This window comes from Oscillibacter sp. CAG:155 (genome assembly GCA_000436875.1).
Classification (GTDB): domain Bacteria; phylum Bacillota; class Clostridia; order Oscillospirales; family Oscillospiraceae; genus Oscillibacter.
Map to the genome: position 1 here is coordinate 9,273 of FR890903.1, position 14,020 is coordinate 23,292.

The 14,020-nt window shown below is 54.1% G+C and carries 14 protein-coding genes; 7 read left to right on the top strand and 7 right to left on the bottom strand.

Annotation, left to right across the window (positions count from 1 at the left end):
* From QZL67_RS05555 to QZL67_RS05580, 6 genes are all read left to right on the top strand, one after another.
* Positions 1 to 524 (top strand): TOBE domain-containing protein (locus QZL67_RS05555; protein ID WP_292919934.1); only part of this gene is annotated, 524 nt, incomplete at its 5' end.
* 12 nt (positions 525 to 536) lie between these two features.
* Positions 537 to 1,508 carry a carbohydrate ABC transporter permease gene (locus tag QZL67_RS05560; protein ID WP_022289760.1) on the top strand — a complete coding sequence of 324 codons (972 nt, stop codon included), beginning with the start codon at positions 537 to 539 and terminating at the stop codon, positions 1,506 to 1,508.
* Positions 1,509 to 1,520: 12 nt separating this feature from the next.
* A complete protein-coding gene (locus QZL67_RS05565) occupies positions 1,521 to 2,378 on the top strand; it encodes a carbohydrate ABC transporter permease (protein ID WP_022289761.1) in 858 nt (285 codons plus the stop codon).
* A 31-nt stretch (positions 2,379 to 2,409) separates the two neighbouring features.
* The gene (locus QZL67_RS05570; protein WP_022289762.1) at positions 2,410 to 3,741 is read left to right on the top strand and encodes an ABC transporter substrate-binding protein; all 1,332 of its coding nucleotides are present in this window, start codon (positions 2,410 to 2,412) and stop codon (positions 3,739 to 3,741) included.
* 28 nt (positions 3,742 to 3,769) lie between these two features.
* Positions 3,770 to 4,402 carry a hypothetical protein gene (locus tag QZL67_RS05575; protein WP_022289763.1) on the top strand — a complete coding sequence of 211 codons (633 nt, stop codon included), beginning with the start codon at positions 3,770 to 3,772 and terminating at the stop codon, positions 4,400 to 4,402.
* Positions 4,403 to 4,512: 110 nt separating this feature from the next.
* Entirely contained in the window at positions 4,513 to 5,379 is an 867-nt protein-coding gene (locus QZL67_RS05580; RefSeq protein ID WP_022289764.1) for an AraC family transcriptional regulator, read from the top strand.
* A gap of 113 nt (positions 5,380 to 5,492) precedes the next feature.
* Here the strand turns inward: QZL67_RS05580 and QZL67_RS05585 are convergent, their stop codons facing one another.
* Positions 5,493 to 5,732 carry a TRAP transporter large permease subunit gene (locus QZL67_RS05585; protein ID WP_292919936.1) on the bottom strand — a complete coding sequence of 80 codons (240 nt, stop codon included), beginning with the start codon at positions 5,730 to 5,732 and terminating at the stop codon, positions 5,493 to 5,495.
* 306 nt (positions 5,733 to 6,038) lie between these two features.
* On the opposite strand from QZL67_RS05585, the gene QZL67_RS05590 reads away from it, so the two are divergent.
* Positions 6,039 to 7,292 carry a citrate synthase gene (locus QZL67_RS05590; protein ID WP_022289765.1) on the top strand — a complete coding sequence of 418 codons (1,254 nt, stop codon included), beginning with the start codon at positions 6,039 to 6,041 and terminating at the stop codon, positions 7,290 to 7,292.
* Positions 7,293 to 7,572: 280 nt separating this feature from the next.
* On the opposite strand, the gene QZL67_RS05595 is transcribed toward QZL67_RS05590, so the two are convergent.
* From QZL67_RS05595 to QZL67_RS05620, 6 genes are read right to left on the bottom strand one after another with little or no spacing between them, the layout of a single operon-like run.
* Positions 7,573 to 8,946, bottom strand: coding sequence for a transglutaminase-like domain-containing protein (locus QZL67_RS05595; protein WP_022289766.1), 1,374 nt, complete (start codon positions 8,944 to 8,946; stop codon positions 7,573 to 7,575).
* Positions 8,947 to 8,973: 27 nt separating this feature from the next.
* A complete protein-coding gene (locus QZL67_RS05600) occupies positions 8,974 to 10,047 on the bottom strand; it encodes a mandelate racemase/muconate lactonizing enzyme family protein (protein ID WP_022289767.1) in 1,074 nt (357 codons plus the stop codon).
* A gap of 15 nt (positions 10,048 to 10,062) precedes the next feature.
* Positions 10,063 to 11,046, bottom strand: a complete 984-nt coding sequence (locus QZL67_RS05605) for an ABC transporter ATP-binding protein (protein ID WP_022289768.1) — start codon at positions 11,044 to 11,046, stop codon at positions 10,063 to 10,065.
* Complete coding sequence (locus tag QZL67_RS05610) at positions 11,043 to 12,032, bottom strand: ABC transporter ATP-binding protein (RefSeq protein ID WP_022289769.1); 990 nt, start codon at positions 12,030 to 12,032, stop codon at positions 11,043 to 11,045. Before QZL67_RS05610 ends, QZL67_RS05605 begins: the two co-directional genes overlap by 4 nt.
* Positions 12,033 to 12,042: 10 nt before the next feature.
* Positions 12,043 to 12,954 (bottom strand): ABC transporter permease, encoded by a 912-nt coding sequence (locus tag QZL67_RS05615; RefSeq protein ID WP_022289770.1) that lies wholly within the window; start codon positions 12,952 to 12,954, stop codon positions 12,043 to 12,045.
* Positions 12,954 to 13,886 carry an ABC transporter permease gene (locus QZL67_RS05620; RefSeq protein WP_022289771.1) on the bottom strand — a complete coding sequence of 311 codons (933 nt, stop codon included), beginning with the start codon at positions 13,884 to 13,886 and terminating at the stop codon, positions 12,954 to 12,956. The genes QZL67_RS05615 and QZL67_RS05620 overlap by 1 nt, the downstream gene beginning before the upstream one ends.
* Positions 13,887 to 14,020: the final 134 nt, after the last annotated feature.

The window sequence follows — 14,020 nt, forward strand, 5'->3', positions numbered from 1 at the left end:
TGCGGATGGAAATCCGCCGGATGCAGCAGGAATCCAAGGGGACCACCATTTTCGTTACCCATGACCAGGAAGAGGCCATGAGCATCACGGACGAGATCGTCTTGATGCGGCAGGGCGTGGTGCAGCAGATCGCTGATCCCCATGAGATGTATCTGAATCCGGCCAACAGTTTTGTGGCGTCTTTCATGGGCAATCCACCCATCTCCTACGTGGATGTCCAGGTCGATCAGGGCTGGGCAGTTTTGCAGAATGGCGTCCGCATCCACTGCGGCTCCGACTATTCCGGCCCCGCCAAACTGGGAATTCGGCCCGAGGCATGGTCACTGGGTGATGATTTTGCCGTTACGCTTACGGATGTGGAAATGCGGGGGCAGGACCAGGTCGTCTCTTTCCTGCTGGCCGATCAGCCGATTCGTGCACTTCTCAACGCTGAGGAATACGTGCGTCCTGGTCAGGAGATTCGCGTGCGCGTGTCGGAAAAGCGCTGCTATCTGTTTGATGCTGAGACGGGTGTCCGCCTGTAAGGGGGCTGTGCTATGCGAAACAATAACGTAAAAGAAGGGGCGCAAATTTCCAAGCAGCAAAAGTCCCGGCTGATTGAAATGAGCGACGGAACCCTGCGTGTCCGCAGCGGATGGGCATACCTCTACATTCTCCCCGGAATGGCGCTGCTGCTGTTGTTTACCATATACCCCTTAATCATGGTCCTGCGCACGGCCTTTTATCAAAAATACATCTACATTACCAATACCGGAGAGGGGTTTGGCCTTTCCTCGTTCGCCTGGGTCCTTCGGGATTCTACTTTCTGGATGGCCTGCAAAAATACGCTGATCCTGCTGCTCATCGCACTGCCGATCACGCTGGTGCTGGCGCTGGGCGCTGCCCTGCTGATCAATTCTATCAAACGGCTGCAGGGTCTGTTTCAGACCATATACTTCCTGCCTTACGTAACTTCTACCATTGCCATCGGCATGGCATTTTTGTGGCTGTTTCATTCGGATTACGGCTATATCAACTACTTTCTGCAGCTGTTTGGTATCAGTCCGAAAGAATGGCTCACCGATCCGACCCTGATGATCGTGAGCCTGTCCATCTTCTCCGTGTGGAACGGTCTGGCATTCAAGATCCTTCTGTTTTTGGCAGGCCTTCAAAAAATCAGTCCGCAGGTCTATCAGGCGGCCAGGATCGACGGTGCCTCCCCGGCAAAGACGCTGTTCCGCATCACCCTTCCCTTGCTGAGCCCCACCATCTGGATGGTCATTCTGGTCTCTGTGATCTATGTCGCCCGAACCTTCAACGAGGTGTACGCCATGTTTGTCTCTTTTTCTGGCGGGACCGCAGGCTCCGGAAACGCGGCAATCACCATCATGTACTACATTTACTGGATGTTCTATGACCAGGGAAAAGTAAACTACGCGGCAGCTGCGGCAATCCTGTTCCTGATCGTTATCATCCTGATCACGGTGGTACAGCGGGTTGTGTCCAAGAAGTTTATTCATTACGTATAAGGGGGCCGTACAATGAAGAGAAAACAGACGGACCTGCGGATCCGGGATACCCGCAAGACGGTTCTGACCGCTGTGAAATATGCAATTTTGATTGTGGGCGCACTGGTGATGATGTTTCCCTTTATCTGGATGCTTCTCACCTCCTTGAAAACATTGCCGGAGGCCATTTCCATTCCCCCCCAGTGGTTCCCGGAATCCCCCCAGTGGGAAAACTATGCGTATTCCTGGAATCTGGTGCCCTTTGCCCTGTATTTCCGCAATACCATCTGGGTGGGAATTCTCAGTGTGGTGGTGACGCTGGTGTTCTCCATCCTCGGTGCATTCGCCTTCAGCATTTACTCTTTTCCGGGCCGAAACATCTGCTTTTACCTGTTTATGCTGACCATGATGGTTCCCTCGGAGATCTTGATTATCCAGAACTATGTAACGTGCAGCCAGCTGGGATTGCTGGACACATTCTCCGGCATCGTACTGCCCACAGTGGCCAACGGCTTTTACATTTTCATGCTGCAGGAATACTTCATGCAGACGCCGCCGTCCCTTTTCAAGGCGGCTAAAGTGGATGGATGCAGCAATCTGAAGTTCCTGATCAAAATTGTGGTCCCCATGAATATCAACGCGATTGTCACTGTCGCAATCCTGACCTTCATTACCGCATGGAACTCCTTCATGTGGCCCCTGATCGTCACTCTCTCTGACGAGCACACCCTGCTTTCTGTGGGCCTTCTGCGGTTCCGGCAGGCATCCAGTTCCAATCTGCATAACCAGATGGCAGCCGCCTGTATTGTGCTGCTCCCCATGGTCATCTTCTACATCGTTTTCCATAAAAAAATTATGGAAGGCGTTGCATCCGGTGGTACCAAGGGCTGATGCCCAAAATAAATATTTTTGGAGGTACGATATGAAAAAGTGGTTGAGTATGTTTCTTGCGCTGTGCATGGTGTTCAGCCTGACCGCCTGCGGAGGCAGCGGCAGTACTCCTGACAGCTCCGAGACCCAACCGGTGGACCCCGCGTCCGTGGAGGTGGAGCTGTCCGAGCCCATCACCATCACGTTCTGGCACGGCATTGTCCAGGAAAACATGCAGCAGACCCTGAATGAGATCGTGGACGATTTCAACAACGGTATTGGTGCCGAAATGGGCATCACTGTGGAGTCCTATGCCAAGGGTGAAATGTCCGATCTGGAAAATGCCGTCACCGCCGCCATTAAGGCCGGTAATATGCCCAACGTGACCATGACAGAAGCCGCTTCTGTGGTGGACTGGCTGCAGGCCGGGTGCGTAGTCGACCTGACGCCGTACATTGAAAACGCGAACTACGGCCTGGACCTGGACGACTACTACGACATCTACATCGAGGACAGCTGCAGTTATCCGGTGGAAGGCTATTACAGCCTGCCGCTTTATGTGGCCTGCGAGGTAATGTACTACAACGTGGACTTCTTCAAGGAGAACAACCTGACGGTTCCCACCACGTGGACAGAATTTGAGGATGTCTGCACCAAGATCTCTGAAATCACCGGCCGGCCGGCTGGCGGCTGGGACGAGGGCGTCAAGTGCTTCTCCACCCTGGTGGAGCAGAAAGGGATCGGCTATACCGACCGGGACGGCAAGCTGCTCTTCGCCGATGACATGGATGGCACGACAGACGTAATCTCCTGGTATCAGGATATGGTCCAGCGCGGAATCATCCGCACTCCCGGTGAGGATTTCTTCTTCTCCGGTCCCTTCGCCAACCAGCAGGTGCAGCTGTACATCAGCTCCGGCAACGAAGGCGAGTTCATCAATATGAAGATCCCTGAAAGCAACAAATTCGAGTGGTCCTGCGCTCCTGTTCCCCAGTTTGAGGACGGCACCAAGGCCGACTACGCGGAAGGGTTCCTTGTCAGCATGCTGGATAACAGCGGCGACCTGGCCACCCGCTGGGCATCCTGGATCTTCATCCAGTACCTGCAGTCCTATGAAGTCAGCCAGAAGATCCTCTCCGGCGAGTCCCGCCTGCCCTTCCTGAAGTCTGTGGCTGCCAGTGAGGAATTCCTGCAGAACGCTGCCCCCGCCCAGCTGGCCGGCGTGGAACAGCAGGAATTCGCCTACACCTATCCCGGCTTTGAGACCGACACCTATACCTCCAGTGGCTTGCACGACTACGTGGTCATCGCCATGGACAACATCCTCAACAATGGTGCCGATGTGCGTACGGAACTGGAGAGTCTGGTTTCCATGCTGCAGTGAATTTCGCTATCTGAGGAGGTAACAAGAAATGGAAAAAGAAGCCTTTATGTCCTATGATCCCTGGTCCAATATCCAGTCCCGGAATGGCATCCCCGGCGATGAGTTGATTTCCATGCTGCAAAAATCCATCCGCCGCGGGTTGGAGGAAAACGCACTGGCTGCCGCTTATGAGATGTACATTACCAGCCCCCAGTTCCACGAAAAGATGTGGCGCCGGCTGCTTGCCATCTCTGTGGAGGATGTGGGATTTGGCAATCCTCAGGCACCCCAGCAGGTTTATACCCTTTTCAAAATTGCCCAGGAGTTCCCCTATTCTGACGGCGATCAGCCTCTGTTTTTCATGCACGCCATCCGCTTCCTCTGCCGGTGCACCAAGGAGCGCACCACCGACAATATCAAAAACCAGATTATCAAGGAGTGGGAACACGGCAAAAAGCCCCAGGTTCCTGACTATGCCTATGATCTGCACACCCGAAAGGGCCGCGCTATGGGCCGGGATGAAATGCACTTCCTGACCGAGGCCAGCCGCGTCGTTCCTCAAATGGAGGGGGAGGACATCGTCCGCATCCATGATGACTACATTAAATTCTGCCAACACGAAAAGGAGATGACCGGCGAACCCGAGGTCCCCGCTTTCCACTATAATTGCTGGCAGTACTGATAGCCGCCTTTTGAACGGGCCAGGGCACCGAAAGATCGGTGCCCTGACCTTTTTGTTGCAAGTGGGAAACTTTCCGGGTAAAATATATTCAATACAGGAGGTGAGTGAAGATGCTGTTCCTGAGTGAAAGACTGCGCGACCCAAGGATTCCCGGCAAAATTCTGTTCAATGAGGACGAAAATGCTCACTTGCCTCTGCACTGGCATACCAATGTGGAAATCTGCTATTTTCTCCAGGGGGGCTTTCGTGCCCGGGTGGACAGTCAGTGCTACGATGTGCAGAATCAGCAGCTGATTTTGGTCAACAGCGGCCAGCTCCATTATGTAGGTGAGAATTCCGTAGGGGATCACCGGGGCATTTCTCTGGTGGCGGACATGAACTTCTGGCAGAATTTGTGTCCCGATCTAGACGCTCTGGAGTTTGACCTTTCCATCTGTCCCGAACGAATTTCGGAACTGAAAAATCTGATGACCCATTTGTATGAGGCCAGCCGCACTTATTCCTACACCCGGGAGCTTCATCAGGACAGTGCTGAGTCTGACCTGGAACTGCTGCAAATCCACGGTTTGATCTGTATGATCTATTATACGCTGGCAAAACATTTCAGCCGCCCCAAAAAAGCCGGCTCCTCCTGCCGGCTTTCTGACCGGGAGTCGAGCCTGCAGGACATCATCCAATACATCAACACCCATTACACAGAGCCCCTGATGCTGAAAGATATGGCCAGCCTGTACAACATCTCCTGCGAATACCTCTCCCGCTTATTTAAAAAGAAGCTGGGATTGACATTCAAAGAGTACCTTTATAGTATTCGCCTGACACACGCCTGCCGTCTTCTTGCCCACACGGAAAAGAACATTCTGGATATCTCCATGGAGGCCGGATTTCCGGACATGCGGGCGTTCAGCCAGCAATTTGACCGGGTTTACCACACGACGCCAAAGGAATACCGCCGGAGATTCCGTCATACGAGCTAACGCCATCCTGTCCGGAAAACATTGTCCCCGAACTGCGCCCACCCGCCATTTATGCGAACAGACGCCCTGCGGAATTTCCGCAGGGCGTCTGCTTGCAGATTTGCTGTGGGCACTCAGCCGAAAAGGCTCAGAATCCCCATCGAAACAGCAGGGACAAATGCGACGATTATCATCGAGATGATCAGCACCGCCATAAAGGGAAGCGCCTTCTTGGAGATTCCCACAACATCCAGGCCCGTCATCGACTGGGCAACGAACAGATTGGATGCCACCGGCGGCGTTTGGAAATACATCTTGAAAAGACGGATCATCTGGATGGAATAGTTATGCCTGGCTAGGGGTCTGTCAATCATCTTGGGCTGCAGAGGAGTAAAGGCCTCAGAATAGGACACGTGCGTTGCGGATGTGCCCCGGGAACCTCCATAGAGGCGGTGTAATTGAGATCATTCATAATGCGGATCTTCAGGGCCTTGAGAGAACTAAACAGATCCAGAAAGTTAGCGGGCTTAAATGCATCGGTAGACTCACTAAAGTCGTCAATCGCTTTAGTTCACATCTCAGAGGTCCCCGCCTGCGGGCCGCCCACGATCTGGAGGGCATTTTCCGCAGTAATATCACGCTTCCCTCCTACCAGAACGATCAGACCGTTATGCGGGGGATTGCGGTATCCCAACGGCACCGGTGTGATTGCGGGTGTCACCGCCGTAGGCGATGTAAACGGCTATGATTTGATTGACGGTCAAAAAGTTCCACGGGAGGGACGTCTGTTTTACCGCGGCATCGACATCCAGGAAATCATCCAGCAATGTATTTGTGAAGAGCGGTTTGGTTTTGAAGAAGTGGTATACCTTCTTTTGTTTGGCGGCCTTCCCAATGCGGACCAGTTGAAAAAATTTCAGGCTCTGATCGCCCATTGGAGCTGTCTCCCCAGCTATTTCACAGAGGATATGATTCTCCGCTCTCCCAACCGCAACATTATGAACAAGCTGGAAAGCTGTATCTTGACCCTCCATTCCCACGATGGAGAAGCAGAAAACCGCTCTTTGTGGAACGAACTGTTCAAATCCTTCCGCATGGTCGCACGGACTCCCACAATCGTGGCCCACGCCTATGCCGCGAAACGCCACTATTTTGACGGGGAAAGTCTCTATCTGCACTGCCCGCGCCCGGATCTCAGTGTTGCGGAAAATTTTCTCTACTCTTTGCGCAGGGACAACCACTTTACAGAAGAGGAAGCCCGTCTGCTGGATCTTTGCCTGATCCTCCACGCTGAGCACGGCGGCGGAAATAACTCCACCTTTGCCTGCCGCGTCATGACCTCCTCCGGGACGGATTTCTACTCCGCCATCGCGGCAGCTGTCGGTTCTTTGAAAGGCTTCCGTCACGGCGGAGCCAACATAAAGGTGATGGAGATGCTGGAGTGCATCAAGGCCCATGTCCACAACTGGAACAGTTCTGCGGAGGTGAAGGACTGTCTTGCAAAGATCGTCCGGAAGGAGCTGGGCGACGGAACCGGATTGATTTATGGCATGGGACATGCGGTATACACTGTGTCAGATCCCCGGGCCGTAATCCTCAAGCAGTTTTCACACCGTCTGGCCGAAAAGAAAGGACTGGCCCCGGAACTGGAGTTGATTGAACGGATCGAGCAGCTGGCCCCCGAGATCCTTTTACAGGAGAGAGGCGGAGACAAGCCGATCTGCGCCAATGTGGACCTGTACTCGGGATTCGTATACAAGATGCTGGGAATCCCCCCGGAATTATACACCGCTGTCTTTGCCAGTGCACGGATGCCCGGCTGGTGTGCGCATCGCATCGAAGAATGCTGCAGTCCGGACGCCCGGATCATCCGCCCCGCCTACAAGGCTGTCAGCGCACACAAATCTTATATTCCTCTGCGGGAGCGCCCCTGACACCGGAAAGCGTCCGTCCCCCTGTGGTCCCATCGACAAGTTTGTGGATGCTTCCCCATAATTCTCCAGCGGGCCGAAAAATTCATCAGAGGCCCCTGCGGCAGCGGGATCAGGCGGAAAGGCATCAAAGCTCTCTTCGTACGGAAAATCGCAGGTCCAATTCCCAGAACAGCCGCAAAAAAGCACCGGAAATTCCTTTGAATTTCCGGTGCTTTTTCTTTTTGCAGCTTTTTGAGGGGAGTTTCACTTGAAAGGGGCTGCGTCAGCCGGTCTCCCGGACTTACTGATCCTCCATGGAGATCAGGGTCTCCTTGACGATCACGTCCTGGAAGGCAAGCCCGTGGTCCTCATACTCCATTTCGCCCCTCTGGTTGTCCACCGGGTCGATGCGGAGCCATTTCTTCTCGGGGATGAACTCCGCCTGGATCTCGGAATTGGCCGGCATGCGGAAAATATCCAGGTTGCCGAAATAGTAATTCCAGCGCTCCGTATTGCCCATACGCCAGGCGCTCCCGCCGAAGGACAGATCCGCGAACACCCAGCCGTAGGGGGCCACGTAGAACTGAGCCCAGTCATGGCAGCCAGTGTAGAATTCCGTGGCATACAGGCCGGACTGCCACCGTGCGGGGATTCCGGTCATACGGCACAACGTGATAAACAGCAGGGCCTGCACGCCGCAGTCGCCCTTCAGATTCAGCGCGGCATACTCCGGGATGCAGGGAATGGTGAAGTATTCCCGCATATAGGAGTACATGACTTTTGTTGTCACAAAGTCATAGATCTTTCTGGCCTTTTTCACCGGATTGGTCTCCCCGTCCAGGATCTCCTCCAGCAAGGCTCTGAGATAAGGTGTGAACACGATGTGGGGTGCCTGCTCATTGGTGCAGAAATCAGGCTGCTCCGCCGACGCCTTCTCCGGGTCCAGTTCCACATAATCCACGTGGTAGTCGTAGGCATACTCCACCATGAACTGCTGATTCTCCTGCAGGACCGTCTCGAAGTACACCGTGCGCTGTGCCGCGTCCTCCGGGGCGATGGAGGTGATCTCCGGAGAGGCATCCAGGATCTCGATGTTGGAGACCTGCTGGCACACCTTGGGAATCGGCAGGTGCACGAAGACCTTCCGCCCCACCTCTTCCGCGCCCTTGGCCGCCTGGATGGTGGCACGGATGCGGGTGCGCACCGTTCTGCCGCCGTGCTCTTTCATATAGCGGACATTGTCGTTGAGCAGCTTCTGTTTGAGCTCATTGGAACGGGCATCGTCCACATCCGCCAGAATGACGCGCTCCGCCAGGTCGGGACGGGTCTTGATCAGATTCTCATAGAACCGTCTCTGGAAGTGTACCTCACCGTTGATGTAGACCCAGTCCGCTGCGCCGATCTCCTTCAGCTCATCCAGTTCCTCCTTTTTGAAGTCCCGGATGTGCTTTGTCATGATGTCCAGTGCTTCCTCATATCCATAGGGATATTCGTTTCTGCCCAGCACCCGCAGGACATCCTTTTCGATCAGGAGGCGTTCCCGCAGTGCTTTGGGGATTTCCTTACCAAGAAAGTAATCCACCATCTTGCCGGCACCGGCAAAATCACCATAAGTCTTCAGCTTCTGAATGTCCTCCGGAAGCGGTATGGTCATATAAGATAGATCCTGATACATTGCAACCTCTCTCCTGCCTTTTGTTCCTTACTGATCAAATCCGATAAAGCCGAAACCAGGCTCCTCGGGCAGAACCAGCCGCTTGGTATCCTCCACCCGGATGCCGCCCTTGAACGGCAGGTCGGTCAGAGAGAAGGTCGCATCCAGGTCCGCCCGCGTGATGTTCTTCACCGCCGCGCCCAGGCTGGCCGCTGCAGTGATCGCCAGATTGCTCTCCTCCGCCATGCAGCCCAGCATGCACTCGATTCCGGCAGACTCGCAGATGGCATTGATCTTCAGGGCCTCCCGGATGCCGCCGCACTTCATCAGCTTGATGTTCAGATAGTCCACCGCGCGGCGCTCCACCAGACGCAGGGCGTCCTTGGCGGTAAAGCAGCTCTCGTCGGACATGATGGGCACGTTGGTGTGCTTGGTAACATACTCCAGGCCGGCGATATCGTGATAGGCCACCGGCTGCTCCACCAGCTCCAGATTATACTCATTGAGACGCTCGATCATCCGGACGGCTTCCTTGGCATTCCATGCCTGGTTGGCATCGATGCGGATCTTCACATCGTCGCCCACCGCCTCACGGATGGCCTTGATGCGGGCGATATCCTCTTCAAAGGAGGTGCCGACCTTGGTTTTGATGGTGTCAAACCCGGCCTTCACGTGCTCCTTTGCCTTTTCGCCCATGATCTCCGGCCGGTCGATGCCCACGGTGATATCGGTGTCGATGTAGTTGGCATGTCCGCCCAGGAGCTTATAGACCGGAAGGCCGGCTTTCTTGCCCAGAAGATCATAGCAGGCCATATCGATGGCGGCCTTGCCGCAGGGCGCATGGGCCGCCGCATGATCCAGAATCCAGTACACCTTCTCCAGATCCGTGGGATCGGTGCCGATCAGGTCCCGCTCAAAGATGTGGATACTCTCCACGGTGCCCTCCATGGTTTCTCCGGTGATCAGAATGCCGGGGGCACCTTCACCGTAGCCCACCAGTCCTTCATCGGTCTCAACGGAAACCACCGCGCTCCGGGAATGGGTGATAACACCCAGGGAAATCCGAAGCGGCTCCTTCAGCGGGATATCTGTCTTCCGAACTTTAATGCTGGTAATCTTCATTGTTTTCTTTCCCCTTTATTCTTGCGGAAAATGGCAGGCACAGCAATGGCCGTTGCCGTAATCCTTCTGTTGTGGAACCTGAGTCTTGCAGATTTCCTGAGCTCTCGGGCAGCGCGTATGGAACACACAGCCAGAAGGCGGATTGACCGGGCTGGGCAGATCGCCTTCCAGGACGATCTTCTCTTTTTTGTGCTTTCTGTCCGGTACGGGGATTGCAGACAAAAGTGCGACGGTGTAGGGGTGCATGGGGTGCTTATAGAGGTCGTTCTTATCTGCGATCTCCATCACCCGTCCCAGGTACATGACGGCCACGCGGTCCGAAATGTGCTTGATGACGCTGAAGTCGTGGGAGATGAAAATATAGGCCATTCCCATCTCCTTCTGCATATCCTTCAGCAGGTTGATGACCTGAGCCTGGATGGAGACGTCCAGAGCCGACACAGGCTCGTCGCAGACGACCACCTTGGGATTGAGGATCATGGCCCGCGCGATGCCGATTCTCTGGCGCTGTCCGCCGGAAAACTCATGGGGATAGCGATTTACATAACGGGTGTTCAGACCCACGCGCTCCATCATCTTGAGGACCCGCTCCATCCGCTCTTTCTCAGAGAGCTTGAGCTGGATATCCAGGGGCTCGGCGATGATGTCGCCGATGGTCATTCTGGGGTCCAGGGACGCATAGGGGTCCTGGAAGATGATCTGGAGCTCACTTCTGGACTTTCGCAGTTCCTTCTTGTTCAGAGCGGTGAAATTCTTGCCCTCAAAGAAGATCTGACCAGACGTGGGTTCCAGAAGCCGGAGCACGGAGCGTCCCATGGTGGATTTGCCGCATCCGGACTCACCGACGATACCCAGGGTTTCCCCATAGTGGAGTGTAAAACTGACACCATCTACCGCTTTGACATACTGCTTTTTTCCGGAAAAGGGAGATTTAGAAGAAGGAAACCACTTTTTCAGGTCTTTCACTTCCAGCAAAGGCGCCTTTTGTTCTTCGTTCATTCTCCACCCTCCCATTCATCGGTATATTTCCAGCAGCGGATCTTATGCCCGTTGAAATCTACCAGTTCGGGCATTTTCTCCTCGCAGATCTTTTTCGAATCCTTGCATCTGGGGCAGAACGCACATCCCTTGGGCATCTGATCAGGGCTGGGCACCATGCCCTTGATCACATGCAGCCGCTCCTGTCCCTCGTCCGTGAGCTTGGGGATGCAGTCCATCAGGCCGCACGTATAGGGATGCTTGGGCGAGTCAAAGATCTCATCCGCCGATGCGTATTCCACAACTTTGCCGGCGTACATGACCATCACGTCATCGGCGATCTCCGCGATGACGCCCAGGTCGTGGGTAATCATCATAACGGATGTGCCCAGTTTTTCCTTCAGGTCACTGATCAGGTCCAGGATCTGGGCCTGAATGGTCACATCCAGAGCGGTGGTGGGCTCGTCGCAGATCAGAAGCTGCGGATGACAGCACAGCGCAATGGCGATCATCACCCGCTGACGCATACCGCCGGAGAGCTGGTGCGGATACTCGTTGAAGCGCTTTTCCGGCATGGGGATGCGGACCAGCTTCAGCATTTCAATGGCATGCTCCTTGGCCTGATGCTTGTCCATACCCGTGTGGATTTTCAGGGCCTCCATGATCTGCTGCCCAACAGTGAAAACAGGATTGAGCGAAGTCATGGGTTCCTGGAAGATCATAGCAATTTTGCTGCCGCGGATCTTCCGCATTTCATTTTTGCTCTTTTTCAGCAGGTCCTCCCCTTCAAAGAGGATCTCACCGCCTACGATTTTTCCCGGCGGCGACTCGATCAGCTGCATGATCGACAAAGAGGTAATGCTCTTGCCGCATCCGGATTCGCCGACGATACCCAGGGTCTGACCTTTCTTGACCACAAAAGAGACGCCGTCAACAGACTTTACAACGCCGTTGTCCGTATAGAAGTACGTCTTTAAGTCTTTGACTTCAAGTAAGTTTTCTGACATGTCGGCCTCCTTACTGGTTCTTCATCTTGGGATCCAACGCATCCCGGAGACCATCTCCAAAAATGTTAAAGGCAATCACGGTGATCATAATCGCAATGCCGGGGAAAATGCTGTAGGTGGGCATATAGCTGATGTAGGGCTGGGCAAAGCTGATCATGGAGCCCCAGCTGGCCGTAGGCGCCTGGATGCCCATGCCCAGGAAGCTCAGAGATGCTTCATACATGATGGCGTTGGGGATACCCAACGTAACCAGAACGATTACGGTGGAAATGCTGTTGGGGATCAAATGCTTGGTGATAATTTTGAAGTCGGAGGCACCGCTTGCCCTTGCCGCTTCCACATATTCCTTCCCCTTCAGCTGGAGCACGGCGCCGCGGATCAGCCGGGCGGTGCGCACCCAGGTTAGAAGGCCCAGAGCGATAAAGATGTTCTTGATGCCGGGGCCCAGAACGAACATGATTCCCATGGCAAAGATCAGGTCCGGGAACGCTGCAAAGATCTCCATGATACGGGAGATCAGGGTGTCCACCCAACCGCCGTAATAAGCGGCCAGCGAGCCCAGGGTCACGCCGATCACCGTGGCGATGACCTGTGCCAGGATACCGACGCTCAGGGAGACTCTGGTGCCATAGATGATTCTGGAGAGGATATCTCTTCCGTATTCATCCGTTCCCAGCCAGTGGACCTTGGACGGAGCTTTCAGGATATTGGCATAGTCCTGCATATTGGGATCATACGGGGCAATGAGCGGGGCGAAAATGGCGACCAGAACCAGCAGCACAATCACCCAAAAGCAGAACATGGTCATCTTGTTCTTTTTGAGTCTTTTGATGCTGTCCTTATAGTAACTGGAATACTCCAATCCGCCATCCAGGACATATTGCTCATACTTCTTCTGCCGGTTAAAAAAATTCAGTTTCATCAGTCCCCTCCTTTGCCATACCGAATTCTCGGATCGATAAACGCATAAGAAAGGTCGACGATCAGGTTTACAACAACAAACACGAGAGCGATGTACATGACCGTGCCCTGCAGCAGCGGGAGATCTCGATTTGTCATACCGTCAACTGCCAGACTTCCGATTCCGGGAATGGAAAACACCTTCTCAATGAGCATGGAGCCGGTCAGCATATATCCAAGCTCCGTTCCCACCAGTGTCACAATCGGAATCATGGCATTTTTCAATGCGTGCTTCATGATGACCAGCCGCTCGGTCACGCCTTTGGCGCGGGCGGTACGGATATAGTCCTGTTTGATCACATCCAGCATGCTGGTTCGGGTGATACGCGCAATACTTCCCGCATATCTGGTACCCAGTGCAATACTTGGAAGGATATAATTGGGAATCCCGTCAAAACCGGAGATGGGAAGCAGGTCCAGCTTCAGGCCAACCACGATCTGCAGGATGATGGCCACCCAGAAAGCCGGGGCGGAAACGCCGACCATGGACAGCGTCATGAGAAGCGAATCGATCCACTTTCCCCGGTTTACCGCAGCCACGACGCCGCAGATGACGCCAATGACCACTGCAAACACAAAGGCCATGGCAGCCAGCTTGGCGGTGACCATGAAGGCACGGACCAGGGCGTCCGTCACCACTTCATTGGTAAAGTAGGATTTGCCGAAATCCAGATGGATTGCTCCTTTGAGAAAATTCAGGTATTGCTGCGGCAGCGGAACATCCAGGCCCATCGCGTGGCGTACCATCTCAATGGTCTGTTCGTCCGCACGTTTATCAAGCATCATGGCGACCGGATCGCCAGGCACAACATTCAGCAGGATGAACGTAATCAGTGTGATGCCGATGAGAACGAAAATCGTCTGGCAGAGCCGTTTCAATGTATAGGATAACAATGCTTTTCCTCCTATGTGTGGGCCAAATTCTTTGTAACGTTACAAGCTACGGCAGGATTTCAAGAATCCTGCCGTAGCGACTGTTCAGTTTGACCGGTTTGATACCGCGGTCAAACCTGTTACTCCGTTACAAT

Bases quoted from the DNA above. Each gene is read 5' to 3' on its own strand.
- QZL67_RS05560 (WP_022289760.1), top strand. From the start codon at position 537: ATGCGAAACAATAACGTAAAAGAAGGGGCGCAAATTTCCAAGCAGCAA.
- QZL67_RS05565 (WP_022289761.1), top strand. From the start codon at position 1,521: ATGAAGAGAAAACAGACGGACCTGCGGATCCGGGATACCCGCAAGACG.
- QZL67_RS05570 (WP_022289762.1), top strand. From the start codon at position 2,410: ATGAAAAAGTGGTTGAGTATGTTTCTTGCGCTGTGCATGGTGTTCAGC.
- QZL67_RS05575 (WP_022289763.1), top strand. From the start codon at position 3,770: ATGGAAAAAGAAGCCTTTATGTCCTATGATCCCTGGTCCAATATCCAG.
- QZL67_RS05580 (WP_022289764.1), top strand. From the start codon at position 4,513: ATGCTGTTCCTGAGTGAAAGACTGCGCGACCCAAGGATTCCCGGCAAA.
- QZL67_RS05585 (WP_292919936.1), bottom strand. From the start codon at position 5,732: ATGATTGACAGACCCCTAGCCAGGCATAACTATTCCATCCAGATGATC.
- QZL67_RS05595 (WP_022289766.1), bottom strand. From the start codon at position 8,946: ATGTATCAGGATCTATCTTATATGACCATACCGCTTCCGGAGGACATT.
- QZL67_RS05600 (WP_022289767.1), bottom strand. From the start codon at position 10,047: ATGAAGATTACCAGCATTAAAGTTCGGAAGACAGATATCCCGCTGAAG.
- QZL67_RS05605 (WP_022289768.1), bottom strand. From the start codon at position 11,046: ATGAACGAAGAACAAAAGGCGCCTTTGCTGGAAGTGAAAGACCTGAAA.
- QZL67_RS05610 (WP_022289769.1), bottom strand. From the start codon at position 12,032: ATGTCAGAAAACTTACTTGAAGTCAAAGACTTAAAGACGTACTTCTAT.
- QZL67_RS05615 (WP_022289770.1), bottom strand. From the start codon at position 12,954: ATGAAACTGAATTTTTTTAACCGGCAGAAGAAGTATGAGCAATATGTC.